The sequence below is a fragment of the Dendrosporobacter quercicolus genome, assembly GCF_900104455.1.
Lineage (GTDB): Bacteria > Bacillota > Negativicutes > DSM-1736 > Dendrosporobacteraceae > Dendrosporobacter > Dendrosporobacter quercicolus.
Map to the genome: position 1 here is coordinate 93705 of NZ_FNHB01000001.1, position 20542 is coordinate 114246.

The following is a 20542-nucleotide window of genomic DNA, read 5'->3' on the forward strand; positions in this document are numbered from 1 at the left end:
ATGATGAATGCTAATCTACATGTTTATCAAAAAAATATTGAAAACAAAGTAAAGAAAGTACTTGCGGGAATAGTAAACAACACAAGTTATCCCTTGAATTTTGATAAAAGTTTCTCAGAGTTAGGTATTAATTCGGTGCTGGCGGTTGAATTAGTGGAAGCGGTCAATCAAGAATTGGAAATTGAGTTAGGAATTGAAGTGGTTTTTGATTATAGCAATGTCAAAGATTTGGCAAATCATATAGCAAATCAATACCATATAGCAAATGGTGCAAATAAGGGAAAAGCTTATAAAAAATACAGTGACATAAGTAGTCACGAAGTTATTGAACAGGAATTGAAAAAAATAATAGCTGATTTATTAAGGGATAGTACCCTGGATTTAGACAAGAGCTTTTTAGATTTGGGTATTAACTCAGTATTGGCTGTGGAATTGATAGAAGCAGTCAATCAAAAATTCGAAATTCAACTAGGAATTGAAGTTGTTTTTGATTATAGCGGGGTCAAGGAGTTAGCTCAAGTTATTATTAGTCGCTATGGTGAAGAATGGCGACAGAAAAATGGTAAACGATCTGCCGGTTATAATCATTTGTTAAGGGAAAGAAGCCTGGGAATAAAAAAAGCAATTTCAAGCGAAGAAAGTAATAACAATCAGGCATTTCTTGTAAAAGAACGAGATTCAATAGCAATAATAGGTATCTCAGGCAAATTCGCCGATTCAGACACAATTGAAGAATTCTGGGATCACATTAAGTCGGGGCATAGCTGTATAGCGGTAATTGATCGCAAAGGCTGGGACGAAATTAGCTATTTCCATCCGGATTTTGCCCAAAAGAATAGATCGGTCAGTAAATGGGGTGGTTTACTAAGAAACATTGACAGATTTGATCCCGCATTTTTTGATATTTCACCGCGGGAAGCGGAAAGAATGGATCCGCAGCAGCGATTGTTCTTAACAGAAGCATTTAAAGCTTTTGAAGACGGGGGATATTCCGCCCAACAGCTATCGGGGACAAAGGTAGGGGTTTTTGTTGGTGGTCGAACCTCGGATTATAAGGAACAAACATTGAATCAGGAAGAGATAAATTCTCAAACATTTTTAGGCAATGACATGTCAATTTTAGCGGCAAGAATTTCATATTTTTTAAATCTTAAGGGACCAAGTCTTGCTGTAGATACTGCGTGTTCATCATCATTGGTAGCCATCCATCTGGCTTGCAATAGTCTCCTTAAAGGAGAATCAGAAATTGCGTTAGCCGGTGGAGTTTTTATTATTAGCTCACCGGAATTTTATGTCATGACCTCAAAAACAGGCATGTTGTCACCTGATGGCCAATGTAAAACCTTTGACAATAGTGCGAACGGGATCGTAGTTGGAGAAGGTGTCGGGGCTGTAGTATTAAAGCGGTTAGAATCAGCAATTAGGGACGGGGATCATATTTATGGCGTAATTAAAGGTTCTGCCATAAACCAAGATGGGAAGACAAAAGGTATTACTTCACCAAGTATGCTTTCCCAAAAAGCATTGATATATGAAGCATATAAAAATGCTGCTGTTCATCCCGAAACAGTTAGCTATATTGAAGCACATGGCACAGGGACTAAATTAGGCGATCCAATTGAAATTAAAGCCTTATCAGAGGCATTCCGGATGTTTACTGCTAAAACTCAATTTTGCGCCATCGGATCGCACAAACCAAATATTGGACATACTATAATGTCAGCCGGAATTGCAGGTGTTTTTAAAATCTTAATGGCGATGAAATATAAAATGCTTCCTCCAACTATTAGTGTCGAAAAGATTAATGAGCATATAAATTTTAATGAAAGCCCCTTTTTTATAAATACTAGACTTACTGAATGGAAAAGCAGTGATGGAAATCCTTTACGTGCAGGGGTAAGTTCGTTTGGATTTAGTGGTACGAATTGTCATGTGATTATTGAAGAGCCTCCAGTGCAACAGGGTGCAAATAAGCATGTTCGCCCCTATTACTTATTCACGTTCTCTGCAAAAACAAAAACAGCCTTAAATCAAAGAATTATCGATATGAACGCATGGCTGGAAAAAGAAGCAGAGCAATATTGCTTAGGAGATATTTCCTACACTCTCTTAATTGGCAGAAGTCATTTTTCAGTTAGATGTGCTTTTATCGCGAGTAATATAGATGAACTGAAACAAAAAATAATGGAAATTTACAAAAATGAGACCACAGATGATTTTTTTAGTTATGAAGCAACAAGTTCTCCTAAAATACAATTAATATTAAAAAAATATGGTGAACGACTTGTTGAAGAATTACAGCAATCTGATAATTCAGATTGGGAGAATTATAAAGAAAAGCTGCTGTTTTTAGCAGAGCTATACGCTAATGAATATAATCTGGAATGGGCGATGTTATACAAAAAGGGAAGTTACTGTCGTGTTCCATTGCCCACATATCCATTTTGCGAAGACAATTATTGTATACTTACAAGCACAGAACACTATCTTTTCGATAATGACTTTGCGGGCATCATTCACCCGCTGATACATCGGAATATCTCCAACTTTGCGCAACAGCAGTTTAGTTCGACCTTTACGGGGCGCGAATTATTTTTGGCGGATCATATAGTGAAGGGTAAACGGGTTTTGCCTGGCGTGGCCTGCCTGGAAATGGCTCGTGTCGCTGTAGATTTGGCATCAGGATCACAGTCGATGGGAATTCGATTAAAAAACGTGAGCTGGACTCGCCAAATGTCAATACAGCAGCAATCTGTTCAGGTATTTATTAGACTTGACCCTGAAGATAACGGAGAAATTGCCTTTGAAATCTATAGTTACGCGAATGAGACGGATACAGGCCCGGTTATTCACAGTCGAGGCAGTGCCGTGTTGAGTAGTACGCTTAGGCAGGGATTAACCTTGGATATAGCGGCTTTACAAGCGAAGTGCACTTTAAACACCCTTTCGGCAAAACAATGCTATGATGCGTATTGCGTTATGGGGCTTGACTATGGACCAGGCCACAAAGGAGTTGAGCTGGTATATATCGGATTAGGAGAAGTGTTGGCCAAGTTGTCTCTGCCAGGCTTCGTTTCCAATACGCTGCATCAATATGTACTGCATCCAAGTGTCATGGATTCAGCGCTACAGGCGTCAATAGGCTTAAAGATTGGCAATTGTATTGAGCCTGGCAAGCTTGCCTTGCCTTTTGCCGTGCAAGAAATTGAAATTATTGACAGATGCACCTCCCGCATGTGGGCCTGGCTCCGTTACAGTGAGGGGAGTAAAGCCGGGGATAAAGTAGAAAAGCTCGATATTGATTTATGCGATGAAAATGGGACGATTTGTGTACGGATGAGAGGGTTTTCAACAAGAGTATTGGAAGCGGAAGGGGAGACGGCAAAAGCCTCGGCAACCCCTGGGACGCTGTTGCTCCGACCTTGTTGGAATAAGAAACCCATAAACAGAGAAGATAAGTTCCCAATATATATGCAGCATCTGGTGATCTTGTGCGAGATGGGCCATATTTCTCAGGAAGAAGTAGTAAGTCATATACCAGGAAGCCATTGTATTATATTGCAATCTAAACAGGATAATATAGTCGATCGCTTTGAGACATATGCTCTTAGGGTATTTGATGAAATTCAAAATATTATTAAGAGTAAACCTAGCGGTAAGGTATTGATTCAAATTGTAGTTACGAATGAGAATGAACAGCAACTATTTTGCGGACTGGCCGGACTATTGAAAACCGCTCAACTGGAGAATCCCAAATTAATAGGGCAGCTAATTGAGTGGGATTTTTTAGCAAATACTGAGACAATCATTGCAAAGTTGCAGGAAAACAGCCGGAGACCTTTTGATAACCAGATTTGCTATCGGGATGACCAGCGGTTGGTTGTGGAGTGGAATGAAATTATATCATCGGAAGAAGAGTCACGTATTCCCTGGAAAGATCATGGGGTCTATCTAATTACAGGTGGTGCTGGTGGATTAGGAATTATTTTTGCCAGGGAGATTGTGCAGAAAGTTAAGCATGTGACTCTCATTCTCACTGGGCGATCATTACTCAGTGAGGAAAAGCACACTCAACTTAGAGAACTGCAAGCATTGGGCTCTAGAATTGAATACAGACGAACAGATGTGACTGACAAGAAAGCGGTTGCGGACTTAATTCAAAAAATTACGGAAGATTTCGGGGGACTCAATGGCATCATTCATGCTGCTGGCGTGCTTCGCGATAACTATATCCTAAATAAAACTAAGGAGGAATGGCGAGCAGTCCTTGCCCCTAAGGTCTTAGGACTAGTGAATCTAGATCAAGCAAGCGAGAAGGTAAACCTTGACTTTTTTATCTTCTTTTCTTCAGTAACAGGGAGTTTAGGTAATCTGGGTCAAGCCGATTACGCAACTGCCAATGCCTTTATGGATTGTTATTCCGGGTACCGCAATGCTCAGGTTGCAAAGAAACAACGCTGCGGGCAGACCTTATCAGTCAACTGGCCATTGTGGAAAGAAGGCGGTATGCATATAAACGAAGAATCTGCGAGAATGATGAGACAAAGCGTGGGAATGAGTGCTATGCAAACCTCAAGTGGCATCCTAGCGTTATATCAAGGTTTTGCTTCACAAGAAAACCAGGTATTGGTCATGGAAGGTAATCTTGTACAAATGAAAAAATTAATGCTTTCTATTAAGAGCGGTGCTGCTGCACAACTTAAGAAAGCTACTATAAGAGCTGATTGCAGGATCGATACTGGTTTATTAGATACAGTGCAAGCTGCTTTGTTGCAAGCCGCATCTAATTTGCTTAAGGTTAAAACTGAAGATAGCGACGGAAATATCCAACTGAATGAATTCGGTTTTGATCCCGTTACATTGACGGAATTCATAAATCAAATCAACCAGGAATATCAGTTTGAGTTGACGACTGGTATAGTTTCTGAACACCCGACACTCTATAGCTTAGCAGAATACCTAGTGGAAAATTACAAAGAGGACTTTGTAAAACGATTCAAACTTGCCTCTACAATTATAAGGCCGGAAATTGATCTCAACACATCGTTTGAAAAAATAAAGCGGATTTTGATTCAAAGCGTATCAAAATTTTTGAAGTTAAAGTCAGAGGCTATCAATATATATACCGAGTTGAGCAAATATGGATTTGACTCAATCATGCTGACTGAATTTGTGAATATATTAAACCAGGAATACAACCTGGAATTAACTCCCACTGTATTTTTTGAATATCCCACCATTCAAAGTTTTGCTGAATATTTAAGTGCAGAGAAGCATGCAGCGTTTGGCGCAAGCTTTATTCAAAGCAGATTGGAATCCTCAGTTCAAGCTCAACCTGAAGGTTGTACAGTAAAGGAAGGTCTGCTCAAAAACGAACGATATTCAAGATTTGCAAGAGCATTGGCTTCAGTCGCAGGGCAATCGGAACGGGTAACCTATGAACCCATTGCGATAGTAGGAATCAGTGGTATATTTCCTATGGCCAAAGATTTGAATGATTTTTGGGGAAACATTGTGGAGGGCAAGGATTGTATCACCGAAATACCTAAAACCCGTTGGGATTGGCGAGAGTATTTTGGTGACCCCATGAAAGAGGCAAATAAAACCAATATCAAATGGGGGGGATTCATTGACGGAGTAGATGAATTTGATCCGTTGTTTTTTGGAATTTCTCCGCGAGAAGCTGAGCTGATGGATCCACAGCAGCGATTGCTACTAACCCAGGTGTGGAAGGCTATTGAAGATGCCGGTATTACTGTTGAAACATTAGCGCATAAACGGACAGGCGTTTATATCAGTGCTGCAGGTCTTAGTGAGTATTTGAACATTTTTTCTATTCCTAAAGATAATCCCTTGGCGATGACGTCTATTGTTTCGTCCATGATTCCCAATCGTATTTCTTATACATTAAATTTACGGGGACCAAGCGAATATTGCGAAACAGCCTGTTCATCGGTATTTGTCGCTTTACATCGCGCGATTCAATGTATACATCGCAATGAATGTGAACAGGCCGTTATAGGTGCCGCTAATTTACTTCTAACACCGATGGGATTTATTGCTTTTGAATCAATGGGTTTTCTTAGTCCGGATGGACAGACCAAAGCATTCCAGGCAGAGGCAAACGGGTATGTGCGCAGTGAAGGCGTTGGTGCAATGATCATCAAACCTTTACAAAAAGCCATTGAAGATAAAGATTTGATTTATGCCATCATTAAAGGTACTGGAGTCGCGCACGGTGGTCGCGGAATGTCAATGACCGCACCCAATGCAGCAGGGATAAAAACTGCCTTGCTCCAAGCCTACCAGGCCTCTGAGATTGATCCCCGAACGGTATCTTATATTGAAGCGCACGGGATTGCTTCTCCTATAGGCGATAGTATTGAAATCAACGCTTTGAAGGCGGGTTTTCAGGAACTTACATCATTACATACGAACAATTTACAAGCAAACAGCCCACAATATATTGGGAACTTAAATCCATGTATTGGCCATGGCGAAATAGTCTCTGGAATGGCGGCACTGTTTAAAGTGATTTTTGCCATACGTGATAAAGTTATTCCAGGTATTCCGCAATTTACAACTTTACATGAAAGTATTTCGCTACGTGGGAGTAGGTTCCAATTATCCGCAGAGAACCATAAATGGGAAGAGTTGATTGACTCAAATGGTATCAGGTTTCCTCGGCGCGCCAGTATTAACAGTTATGGGTTTGGCGGAGTAAATGCGCATATAATTTTAGAAGAATATATTCCTTCTTATACAGAAGCTGCTGATAACATTGCCGCAATTTCACCACAGATTGTGGTTTTTTCAGCTAAAAATGAGGATAGACTATTGGCGGTTGTTAAACAAATGCTAGGATTTTTAACAGTACAGAAAGAGCTGTCTTTAGCAAATTTTGCTTATACACTCCAGATTGGACGACAGGCAATGAAATATCGAATGGCTATGGTGGTGAGCAGCAAAGAAGAGCTTATTCAGGGCCTGAAGGAATATTTAGTCTCCAGGCAGGAAGACAAACAGCTAGAGGTTTCCATACCAATTTTTTCGGGAAATATGGAAGAGGAGCATTCCGTGATTGGGTCCCTGCTACATGGCAGAACAGGGGAGACTCTATTTCAAATACTTTTAGCCGAAAAAAATTACGAGAAACTGGCGTTATATTGGTCACAGGGAGGTAATATTCCTTGGGAATTCCTTCACGAAGGAGCAATTGTTCATAGGATTTCCCTGCCCGCGTATCCTTTTGAGAAAAAGAAATATTGGCTTGCTCAAGTGAGTGACCAGCCAGTAATGATGGATAGTCGATATTTAATTCATCAGGATGATAACCAGCCTATTAGCTTGAATAGTCGAATTAAACAAATGATCAGCGAGCTTTTAGGCATTCCTGCAGTGGAACTGCCGATACGGGAGCCGCTGGCTAATTTAGGGTTTAATTCAATGCAGTCGGTTACTTTAAGGGGTATGCTTGAACAGGTGTATAGTACAGAAATTCCAATTTCTCTTGTAAGCGAACATAATACTATTGAGCTTTTAGACAGGTACTTGAACAAACTAATTAAACCGCAAATTAAGGCTGACTTTCGAACAAACAGCAATTCTCCAAAACAATCTAATATGCTAGATATCCTACCTGTAATCATTCCAGACAATGCTAACCGCCATCAACCTTTTCCACTAAATGATATTCAGGAATCTTTTTTGACTGGACGTAAACTTTGTTTTGGCGGCGACCGGGTGGGGTGCCATATTTATTTTGAGATAGAAGTAAGCAGCCTGGATATTTACCGTTTAAGAAGCGCTTGGGAAAACTTAATTAAATATCACGAAATGCTTCGTTGTGTAATTCTAAATAATGGTCAACAGAAAATCCTGGATAAAACGCCACCATATAATTTGAAGATAGTTGATTTACGCCGAAAAACTGCGATTGCGCAGTCCGAATACCTTGAGGATGTGCGGGAAAATATGTCTCATAAAATATATGAGGCCGAGCAATGGCCGCTTTTTGAAGTCCGTATCAGTGTGTGTCCGAATTGTAAATATGTTATTCACTTCAGTATTGATGAGTTGATAATAGATGCAAATGGAGTATATATGCTATTACAGCAATGGCAGCAATTATATGAAAAGCCTGGCTGGCAATTACCGGCATTAAATATATCATTTCGCGATTATGTATCTGCGATTAAGCAATTTGAAGAGTCAAAACGTTATAAGCGGGATTTGGAATATTGGGTCAAGAGATTAGAACAGATGCCGAACGGGCCAACACTATCCTGCCAACAACAGGCAGATAGCGTAGAACGCAAGGAGATTTATTATCGTAGAAGATTGAACGGTGAGCTTGCAGAGCAGCAGTGGCTGTTTCTTAAAGGGAAAGCTAAGAAATTAAATGTTTCCGTTACGACCCTGGTACTTAGTATTTTTAGTGAGTTTATTCGTGCTTGGAGTGATAATGAAGCATTCTCACTCATCATAACCTTCTTTAATCGGATGCCACTACACCCACAGATACAGCAGGTACTTGGTCCATATATTTCGACAAATATATTTGTTGTGGAGCCAAAAAGGGGTCGGAGCTTTGAAGCATGGATAAGCTACAATCAAGATTGTTTATTCAATGATTTGGACCACAGTTATGTAAGTGGCGTTAGAGTGTTACGAGAAATTAAAGCAAGAAATAAAATACCAACTTCGATATATTTACCTGTAGTTTTTACATCGTTAGTGAATAATTTCGAGACTCAGAATGGTCACAATAAAGAGAGCTTTTTTAAGCGAATTTCATATATGGTAACGCAAACACCTCAAGTTTATTTAGATCATCAAATCTTTGAACAGGATCAAAAACTAAAATTCAGCTGGGATGTTGCGGAAGAATATTTTGGTGCGAATGTAATTAGGAGTATGTTTGCCGCTTACTGCCGGTTCATTTATATGCTTTCATGCACAACGGATGATTGGAATTTGGATACTTTAACTTCTAAAATAATTAGTGAAAAACTTTTTGATGGTAACCTTAAGAGTGGAGCGTATTCTGAAGCCAGCGATAATGTAAAGCCGGCTCCGGTAAAAGGAACTTTACCAAAAGGTCTAAAGCTTGAAGTCTTGCCAGATGATAAATTTAAACCCTTTCCCTTAACTGATCAGCAGCAGGCATATGCTTATGCCAGAAGTGCGTTAATGCCAGGTGGAAATAATGCCTGTCAAATATATCACGAATTTGAAGTGGAAGAACTTGATATTGGTCGACTTGAAAAAGCATGGAATAAATTGCTGCAGACTCATGACATGCTTGTTGCAGTGATCCAGTCAGATGGTATTCAAAGAATTCTGCAGGAGGTTCCAGAGTTTAAAATCGAAGTGGTTGATCTTATCGACAAAAAAGGAGAAGCGCTACAGGCGGAATTAAATACAATTAAACGTTTGATGGTAACACGGGTATTCGAGTTAAATAAATGGCCCTATTTTGATTTGCGTGTATCAATTTTAAACAACAACAAATTCCGCATTCATTTTAGCATTGATATGCTAATAGCTGACGGGGATAGCATTCAGCTTTTATTGAATCAGTTTTTTCATGCTTATAAATATCCTGCTGAGAATTTGAAGAAAAACGATGTTTCATTTCGAGATTACATCATAGCATTGGAAAAATATAAAAAAGAGGACGGATATCAAGACAGCATTCAATATTGGGAAAAAAAGTTTAGGATAATTCCACCCGGGCCGCAATTACCAATGAATACCTGTGACAATTTGGTCTCCTTTGAGCAAGAGCAGTTCAAAAGTGTGCTCTGGAATTGGAATGTACTCAAAAATTCAGCAAGAATCCTGGCAGTGCCGCCAGGCATGATATTGTTGTCCGCTTATGTCGAAGTTCTGTCAGCATGGTTATATCATAAACCATTTTCTATCGTAATTCCGTGCTGGGAACGGCTTCCCCTTCACAATGGTATTAATATGGTGGTAGGTGATTTTACCGCTATGAGCTGGTTAATATTCAGAGAGGGTAAGAACAATTTTAAGGAAAACGTGCAATTATACCATCAGGCTGTACGCGAGGATTTAGCGCATTTGGCAGTGAGCGGTTTAAAGGTTCTCCGGAAAGCTGTATTGAAAGCCGGTCGGAGAGGGACGTTAGCTTTTCCGGTAGTTTTCAGTAATTTGACTCAGTCAAGCGTCAATTTGGACAATAACTTTACAAAGATAGAGACTATAACCAAAACACCACAAGTCTACTTGGATAACATAAGTGAAGAGCGTGAAGGATGCCTCCACTTTTATTGGGATGTTGCAAAAGGGCTGTATTCCGATGGCTTAATAGAAGACATGTTTGCCGGGTATAAGCGAGTATTGGAAGCGCTAGCTAGTACTCCTGATAATTGGAATAAAATAGATTTTCCAAAGCTGATCAATGCCCAGCCGGAAAAGTACGGAATTTTAAAGAATGACAAGGAGGAAAAAGTATGATAGTCCAACAGTTTTTGTCGAAGGCTGAGGAAAAGCAGGTACTTCTTGACTGGAATAATACTAAGAGGGACTATTGTTTAGATAAGTGCTTACATGAGCTAATCCAAGAACAGGTTATAAAAAATCCAGACAAACCCGCGCTTCGTTTTAGGGCGGAACAGCTTAGCTATGCTGAATTAAACAGTCGGGCAAACCGATGCGCACGATATCTGCAGGGAATGGGGGTAGGGCCTGACAGTATTGTAGGAGTATTAATGGAGCGATCGCTGGAAATTGTCATAGCTCTTGTGGGAATTCTCAAAGCTGGCGGGGCCTACTTGCCGCTTGATCCGACCTATCCTGAAGAACGATTAGAATTTATGTTGGAGGATGCCGGAGTTTCCATCATTTTCACTCAGGCAAAATATAAGAGTCTGGCTGGCAAATTTAATGGCACGAAATTCTGTCTTGACAGCGAATGGGATTACCTGTTGGGAGAGTCGGACAGTAATCCCGATCTTATTGCTACTCCCGAAAATTTAGCTTATATCATCTATACTTCCGGCTCAACCGGGAAACCGAAAGGCTGCATGCTATCACATCAGGCCATTTGTAATCGTTTGGCGTGGATGCAGGAAAAATACCAGCTGACTGACAAGGACAAGGTCTTACAAAAAACACCGTTTACATTTGATGTGTCGGTTTGGGAAATTTTTTGGCCGTTGTTATCCGGCGCTTGTCTTGTCGTGGCAAAACCGGAAGGTCATAAAGACAGCAATTATTTGGTGGAGATAATAAATAAAGAAAGAATAACAACTTGTCATTTTGTGCCATCCATGCTCAGGTTTTTTGTTAGCAATTCCAATGTAAGATTATGCGACACATTGCGGCAGGTATTTACTAGTGGAGAAGCTTTGGCTTTTGATTTAATGATGGATTTTAAGGATAAATTGTCGGCAAAACTTCATAATTTATATGGTCCGACAGAAGCAGCTATTGATGTGACTTATTGGGAATGCGAGGAACGCGTGGATAAAAAAGTGCCGATTGGCCGCCCGATTTCAAATATTCAGATTTACATTCTGGACGATGCGTTGAAGCAAGTTTCTATTGGCGAAGAAGGAGAGTTGCATATTGGCGGCATCGGTCTGGCCAAGGGATATCTCAACCGACCAGAACTGAGTGCGGAAAAATTTATCAACGATCCTTTTAGCAACAAAACCGGAGCAAAACTATATAAGACTGGAGATAGGGCGCGCTATTTGCCTGATGGCAATATCGAATTTCTGGGACGAATCGATTTTCAAGTGAAACTGCGGGGAAATCGAATTGAGATGGGCGAAATAGAGGCAGCGCTCAGAGAACATGATGCGATTGCGGAAGTAGTTGTATTGGTGAGAAACGGAGAAAGTAGTGATCCAAAACTGGTAGCTTATATCGTTGCCAAAGGAGAATTGCCTGCTTCTAAACAGCTGCGGGATTTTGTGAAAAAAAGATTACCTGCTTATATGATTCCTAATATTATCATGCCTCTGAAGGCTATACCTGTTACACCTCATGGCAAGCTAAACCGAGAAGCATTACCGTGGCCGACAAAAGAACAAATCCGGGAAACCACCGCAATAACCACAGGTAAACCGGAAATAAATCTTAGAGAAAACGTAACAAAGGCCTTATTGGAATATACCAAGGAAATTACGGGAACTGACGAACTTAGAATTGAAGATGATCTTTTTGATTTAGGTGCAACCTCTTTGACTATGGTCCGGATGGTTGAAAAGATTAAGAATCAATATGGTATTTCAATTCCGGTAGAAATATTTTTGGATGACCCCACTATCAAAGCCATAGTGGACTATTTATGTAAACAATTACAGGATATAACAGAGCGTTCTCAAATTAATATGAAAGACAGTAAGCACTATAGCGATATTGATGACTCAGGAAAAGTGACTGAATTGCAGAAAGCAGACTTTAAAAAAGCTGCTTATACACAAAGCACGGTGTTAAGAAATTATGTTAGGAAAGTAATACCTTTCAATTTATTTAGCAAATTTATCTCACTTTTAAAACAGGAGACAATACAAGAAAAAGGAAAGTACTTATATCCGTCTGCGGGAGGGCTTAATGCGGTTCAAACTTATCTATATGTTAGAGAAAACGCGGTAGAAGGAGTTAAAAAGGGAGTTTATTATTACCATCCGTCAGATCATGCGCTTTATCTTGTTAATGATGTGTTAACAATAGATCGGTCAATATTTTTCGAATATGATCGTCCGGTTTTTGACAATACTGGCTTTGTGTTATTCTTTATTGCGCAACTTGATGCTATAACGCCGGTATATCAATCTGCAAGTCCTAGTTTAGTAACGCTTGATGCAGGGTATATGGGACAACTGATGCTAAGCAGACAGGCGGATTTCGGCTTGGGTGTATGTCCGGTATTAGGGGTTGATTTTGATAAAATTGCTGCTTTCTTTAAGCTGGACAAAGGACATAGGTTTATTCATTGCCTGTTAGGCGGAGTTCCGAATGCTTTAGATAATAGCAGTGATGCGCCTATCGGGCTTGCCGGCTATTTGCAAAAAACGAGTAAGCAGATAACCGAGCATTTTCTAAATTATTCCGGCGATAAAACATTTTCCTCATTTCTAGAATTCAATTGGCATACAACATTAAAAAATATGAAGTATTTAAATAAGGAAGAGCATGATAATTTCCATGCACAGTCCCTAAATATCAGACGATTTTCTGACGGCGAGACAATGATAGCCCTCGATAAATATAAATTTTCGCAGAGTAGCTATATCCTGCGATCTTGTCAGCGAGATTATTTGAGTGAGCCTGTCCCTTTTGCGCAATTTAGTAAGTTTATGACGCTCTTGCGGCCGATAAATGAAGCCGGAAATTCTTGTTGTCTATATTCAGCTCTATCAGGGACTAAAGGCATTCATACTTATCTTTACATTAAAGAAAATGGAGTCGAAGGTCTCGACGAAGGAATTTATTATTATAATACTGAAAAACATGTATTAGCGCTGATTACATCAGAGTTGTCCAAAAAAATAAAACCTAGTTATACTCCTTTTAACAGAAAGCATTATCAAAATTCGGCTTTCTGTTTATTTTTGTTAGGTGAACTTGATGTTCTAAAACCCATTTACCAAGAGGACAGCCTATATGTTGCGTTGTTGGAAGCCGGTTACATGGGGCAGCTATTAATGGATAAGCAGGCGGAATTTGATATTGGCGTCTGCCCTATTGGCGGTTTGGACTTTGATAGGATTTGTCAAGAGTTTAAACTTAACGGTGAACAAGTGTTTCTGCATAGTTTCACTTGTGGCAGTTTTCTTCAAGAAATACCAAAAGAATGGGAGTTTCTTGAGACTGGTAGAGGTGAACGCGAAACTGTAAAGCTTGGTGGTAAAGTTGCCCTCATAAAGAACAGAGAAGCAGCGGACCAAAAGGATATTGCTATTGTGGGGCTGGGGGGGAGGTATCCTGGCGCCAAGACGCTGGCTGAATATTGGGAAAATTTGAAAAGAGGGAAAAATAGTATTCAAGAATTACCCGAGAGCAGGAAGAAATTGTGGAAGAACGATTGGTATGAAACCATTTGTGAGCAAAAAACAGCTGCAAGCCGCGGCGGCTATTTAGATGATATTGAGTGTTTCGATAATTTGCTTTTTAATATCTCACCAGTCGAATCCCGTTCTATGGATCCGCAGGAACGGTTGTTTATGGAGGTAGTATGGGAATGCCTTGAAAATGCAGGCTATACTGCCGAAAATTTGATTCGCTCATGCCATAGAGTTGGCGTGTTTGTGGGGGCGATGTGGAACGATTATCAGAACCAAACTTCCAATTTAAATAAGGACAGGCAGGCAATGCAAGCATCAGCTTTCCACTCCTCCATAGCCAATAGAACATCTTATTTTTTCAATTTCGACGGACCCAGCATAGCCCTTAACACTTCTTGTTCATCAGCAATGACTGCCATCCATTTTGCCTGCGAAAGCATCAAAAGGGGAGAGTGTAATGCTGCTGTAGTTGGTGGCGTTAATTTAATTACGCATTCATACCACCAGGATTTGTTGCGCGGACTTGATTTGCTATCAAAAGATGGTGAATGTCGACCTTTAGGAAGGCAATCAAGTGGTTGGTTACCAGGAGAAGGGGTCGGTGCAATTTTACTTAAATCAATTGAAGCCGCCCAGCAAGATAATGATTATATTTATGGCGTTATTAAAGGGACGGCCATCGGTCACAGTGGAAAAACCGTACAATATGGAGCTCCAAGTGTTGCAAAGCAGTCTGAATTGATGCAGAAGGCAATGGAGAATGCAGGTGTATCTGCGGAATCTATAAGTTACATTGAAACAGCAGCAGCAGGAGCCAATATCGCAGATGCTTCGGAAATAAACGCAATAAAAAATGTTTTTCAACCTCATGCTGATCCTCTATATCCGCGTTATATCGGATCGGTGAAAGCTAATATAGGACATTTGGAAGCTGCTTCGGCTATGTCGCAAATAACCAAAGTCCTGCTGCAGATGCAGCATGGACAAATTGCGCCCACAATACAGTTTAACCCCGTAAATCCGTTAATTCAGCTGCAAGAGAGTGGACTGGAAATCGTGGACACGGTGAGAACCTGGCGTAATCAACCATCCGAAGCCGGACAGGATAAGAACCCTTGCCGGGCATTAATTAACGCTTTTGGTGCAACGGGATCGGCTGGTCATATAATCCTTGAGGAGTACATTCGTGGAGCTGATAAGCAAGTAGCAAGTTTAAAACCTACTTTAATTCCCGTATCAGCAGCCACTAGCGAGCAACTTAACCAACAATTGATAGAGCTATCTGAATTTTTAGCGCACAATGAGACATTATCATTAGCTGATATCGGATATACGCTGCGCATGGGGCGTGTTGCTATGAAAGAGAGAATCGCAATTGTAGCTGAAAACATTCAGAGCTTGAAAGAGAAGCTAAATAGGTTTTTAAACGGTGCGGCAGAAAATATTGATGGCCTTTACCGGGGGACTGCTGTTTCTGCAGAAGGGTCACCAATAACAACCGATCAGCAGGATTTGCTGGATATTGCGGCCAAATGGGTACAAGGCGTTAGGCTTGAGTGGAGTGGTGTTAATGATGGAAGCGAAAGAAGAATTCTTTTGCCTACGTATCCGTTTGCGAAAAAGAGGCATTGGGTTAAAGAACCTATAACAGCTTTGCCTAAAGAGCGAGAGCCGGCTTCCTTTGCCGAAAACAGTTTGTTGGCAAAAATTGAGGATTATTTGCAAGAGATATTCTCCGAAGTTTCAGAAATTCCCGTGACCCAGATTAATAAAATGGCTGGATTAGAGAGATACGGCATAAATTCCTTGATGATTACTAGCTTAAACCAATATCTGGAAGAGGAGTTTGGAAAACTGCCCAAGACACTGTTTTTTGAATATAAAACTATTCGTGAATTAGCCAAATACTTTTGGAAATATCATCAAGACCAGGCGAAGGAGATATTTCATTATGCAGAACTGCCTATACACGCGCAACTAAACGATGATTGCGCGGTGGTTACACCAAAGGAGGAACAAATATATTCACCTGTCAATAGTCTTGAACTTGGAAATAATGAAATATTAGATATAGCTATTACCGGTGTAAGCGGCAGGTATCCAAAGGCAAGAACTCTTGCAGATTACTGGGAGAATCTGAAGAACGGAATTGATTGTATTATAGAGATACCAAAAGAAAGGTGGGATTATCAAGCATATTATAATGGCGATAAAACCACGCCGATAAAGGCAGGCAGTAAATGGGGCGGATTTATTGATGATGTAGATAAATTTGATCCGCTTTTTTTCAATATTTCCCCGCGGGAGGCTGAAAAAATGGACCCCCAGGAACGCTTGTTTCTGGAAACCGTCTGGCACACATTCGAGGATGCCGGTTACAATCATTACTCTTTGCAGCAACTTCTCAATGGGAAGGTGGGTATCTTCGTAGGAGTTATGTATGGAGAGTATCAATTATTAGGTAATGACCAATTAGGAGTTCTTTCGTCATACGGTTCTATTGCCAACAGGGTTTCCTATTACTTTGATTTTCATGGCCCGAGTATGTCCATTGATACAATATGTTCCTCTTCGCTAACTGCTCTCCACCTGGCAGTGGAAAGTATTAAACGCGGCGAATGTGAAGCTGCAATAGCAGGCGGGGTCAATATATCAATACATCCTAATAAATATCTGGTACATTCCCAGCTTTTGATGTCGGCGACTGATGGCCGGTGCCGAAGTTTTGGCGAAGGAGGTGACGGGTTTGTACCAGGCGAAGGAGTAGGTGCTGTTTTATTAAAACCCCTGCAACAGGCTATTAATGATGGCGATCATATATATGGCATCATAAAAGGAACTTCAGTAAATCATGGAGGCAAAACGAATGGATATATGGTTCCCAACCCTACAGCTCAGAGTAAGCTGATATTGGAAGCATTGCACAGAGCGCAAATTGATCCAAGGACAATCAGTTATGTTGAAGCACACGGCACGGGTACATCCCTGGGGGATCCAATCGAGATTGACGGATTAGCGAAAAGTTTTGGTGAGTATACCAACGAAAAGCAGTATTGTTCTATCGGGTCAGTAAAATCGAATATCGGTCACTTGGAATCGGCAGCCGGCATTGCCGGACTTACCAAAGTTTTACTGCAGATGAAAAATAAACAACTTGTTCCGTCACTACATTCAAAGCAGCTCAATTCAAATATTAATTTTGAGGATACTCCCTTTTTTGTACAGCAGGAGCTAACCGACTGGCAGCAACCTGTTATTCATGTTGATGGGCAAGTAAAGATATATCCAAGAAGAGCCTCAATCAGTTCTTTTGGGGCGGGAGGCGCTAATGCGCATGCTGTGATTGAGGAATATACATCACCACCTCAGGAACCGGAGCATCAAGGACAGGATTTACAAATGATAGTATTGTCAGCAAAGAATGAAGAGCGGCTGCGAGAATATGTGTTGCGCTTCCTGAACGCGATTCAAACACAACAGCTTTCTGAGACAAGGCTTTCTGATATAGCCTACACTCTTCAGGTAGGACGGGAAGCAATGGAGGAGCGCTTAGCTGTAGTTGTAGGCTCAGTCAAAGAACTTGAGGAAAAACTGAAACAATTTATAAAAGGACAAACCAGTATTAAAGGTCTATATTACGGACAGGCCAAAGACAATCAAGGAATTCTATCCGTATTGGCGGACAATAAAGAAATGCAGGAACCACTCAGGAAATGGATCCAACAGGGGAAATATGCCCCAATGCTAGAGCTTTGGGTCAATGGGTTGGTTTTTGATTGGGGCAAGCTATACTGGAAATCAAAACCTCACCGGGTCAGTCTGCCGACATATCCTTTTGCCAAGGAGCGCTATTGGATACCTGTAGTTGAAAGCAAGGCCGGTAGCAAAACTAACCGGGAGGCCACAGCATTAGTTATTCATCCTTTATTACATAAAAATACATCGGATTTCTTCAAACAGCAATTTAGTTCAACCTTTACAGGTCAGGAGTTTTTCCTGGCTAGTCCGATTCTCCAAGGCCAGCGTGTTTTGTCCGGAATGGCCTATCTTGAAATGGCTCGGGCGGCAGTGGAACAGGCTGCCGGGAATTTATTAGAAAATCAAACTATAAACCGACTTAAAAATGTGATGTGGGATCGACCGATTATTGTAGAGGATCAGGCTATACAGATACACATCAGACTATTCCCCGAGGACAACGGAGAAATTTTCTATGAAATTTATAGCGAGTCTGAAGCTGAAGCTATAGTGCACGGCCAGGGGCGAGCGGCATTGTGCTCATCCTCAAAAGTACCAAGCCTGGATATACTCGCCTTGCAAGCTCAATGCAGTCAAAGTTCTCTACGAGCGAATTGGGTGGAATGTGTATCCCAACACCAGGGAATTGAGAAAGTATATGGAGGAATGGATCAGGTATTGGCAAAACTGTGCTGGCCAGCTGTCGCTTTTGCTACCCAAGACCAGTTTGTCCTGCATCCCGGTTTAATGGACGCAGCATGGCAGGTGTCAGCAGGTTTAGCAATGGTCTCCGCCGATGACGTGAATACTATCGCTCCTCTTAAAACGTATTTGCCTTTAGCGCTGCAGGAACTTGAAATTTACAGCAAGTGTTCTGCCAGCATGTGGGCGCTGGTTCGCTACAGTGACGGCAGCAAGGCGGAAGATCAAGTTAAAAAATTCGATATTGACTTGTGTGACGACCAAGGCCATGTTTGTGTACGAATGAAAGGGCTGGAACAACAAGAGAACACGAGGTCTTTGCTGATGACCTCTTTAGACTCAAAACAGCCAAGTGTTCCAGTTCCTAAAACACAGGAAAACTTTGCGATGATGACTTTTGAAGAGGTCTGGCAAGAGCAACCCTTGGCAGCTATTTATCCGGTTGGGATTAACACTCTGGTATGTTTTATTTCGCAGCCAGCGAATAAACAAGCAATTCTTGAAGCGCTGCCAAACTTTGCTCAACAAACGAAGGTTATTTTTGTTTCCCAAGGTACAATTTATGAAAAACAATCTCAATACGAATATAGGATCGCCCGAGAGGATCAAAACAGTTTTCAGCAGGTTTTCCAGAGCATTGCGGAAGATTATGGTCAAGTGGATGCTATGCTCTATCTATGGCCGCTGGAGGATCACAGCGCTATAAAGGATTATTTGGGCATTGTCAATATTCTGCAGGGCATTGCCGCCGCCAAGCTAAAAGCCAAGCGATTCCTACTAGCCGCTCAATTTGATAATGAACTGAACCGTTGTTACTTGGAATCCTGGATTGGTTTTGAGCGTTCATTAGGACTCGTTCTGCCGAATACCGAAATGTCCATCATTTATCAGGCGGCTTGCGATCAAAACCAAGAAACAGTATTGCGAGATTGGTTGGAGAAAATATGGGCAGAATTACAAGCTCCTAAACTTCAGAGTGTCTTGTATCAAAAAGAAAAACGGCATGTATTGCAAATCCGGCAAACAACACTACAGTCCGGCAACAGTATGTTAAAATCAGGTGGTACCTATCTCATTACAGGCGGCGGAGGAGGACTTGGACTTTTGTTTGCGGAGTATATCGCCAGGAAACACCCCGTGAATCTGATTTTAACAGGTCGCTCCCCAATTGAAGGAGAAAAACAAGCGAAGCTAAAAGCACTAGAAGAGTTAGGTAGTCAGGTTTTGTATGTGCAAGCGGACATTTGCGATCCAAAGCGTATGAAAGAAGGACTGAACCAGGCCCAAAAACGTTTCGGTGAGATAAACGGCGTCATTCATGCCGCAGGGGTACAAAGTAATCAAAGCATTCTTAAAGAAAACAAGCGAAGCTTCACTGCGGTACTCGATCCCAAAATTAAAGGGACTCTGGTGCTTGATAACTTGCTCCTGGAAGAGAGCCTTGATTTTATTTGCTATTTCTCTTCAGCGGCAGCAATTCTTGGAGATTTTGGTTCCTGCGATTATGCCGTCGCTAACCGTTTTCTAATAGCCTATGCCCACTATCGACAGCAATTGCAATGCCAGAAACAGCGTCAGGGAAAGACTGTTGTAATCAATTGGCCTCTATGGAAAGACGGCGGCATGGGTTTTGGCGATGATGAAAATAGTAAAACGTATTTGCAATCCAGTGGTCAGCGCTTTTTGGTAACCACAGAGGGCATGGCCATGTTCGAACGCTTACTGGTCCAAAATAAGACGCAACATTTGCTGTTGGTGGGGCAACCAAGCCGGGTACATCGCTTTTTAGGTTTAATTAATAAAAAAGCCACTACCTCATTTATACATACGCCCAATTCCTCCAGCACAAGCAAAAGAGCGGAATTAAAAGGCTTAAACCTGGCGCAATGCTTAGATTGGGATTTGAAAGAACATATCGGTAAAGTACTCAAGATTCCGCGTGATAAGTTAGGTAGAGCAGAAAACTTGGCGGATTTAGGGTTTGATTCGGTTAGCCTGGCGGAATTTGCATTATCATTAACCAATTACTATGGAATAGAAATAACACCCGCCTTGTTTTT

Annotated in this window: 2 protein-coding genes (1 of these 2 running past the window's edge); both read left to right on the top strand. The window is 41.1% G+C overall.

What is annotated here, in order from left to right; all coding sequences use genetic code 11:
- Positions 1-10482 carry an SDR family NAD(P)-dependent oxidoreductase gene (locus tag BLR06_RS00420; RefSeq protein WP_092067193.1) on the top strand — a complete coding sequence of 3494 codons (10482 nt, stop codon included), beginning with the start codon at positions 1-3 and terminating at the stop codon, positions 10480-10482.
- Positions 10479-20542: the 5' portion of an amino acid adenylation domain-containing protein gene (locus BLR06_RS00425; protein ID WP_092067195.1), read on the top strand. The gene runs 7126 nt beyond the window's last position; only the first 10064 of its 17190 coding nucleotides appear in the window; its start codon is at positions 10479-10481; its stop codon lies off the right edge, out of view. Before BLR06_RS00420 ends, BLR06_RS00425 begins: the two co-directional genes overlap by 4 nt.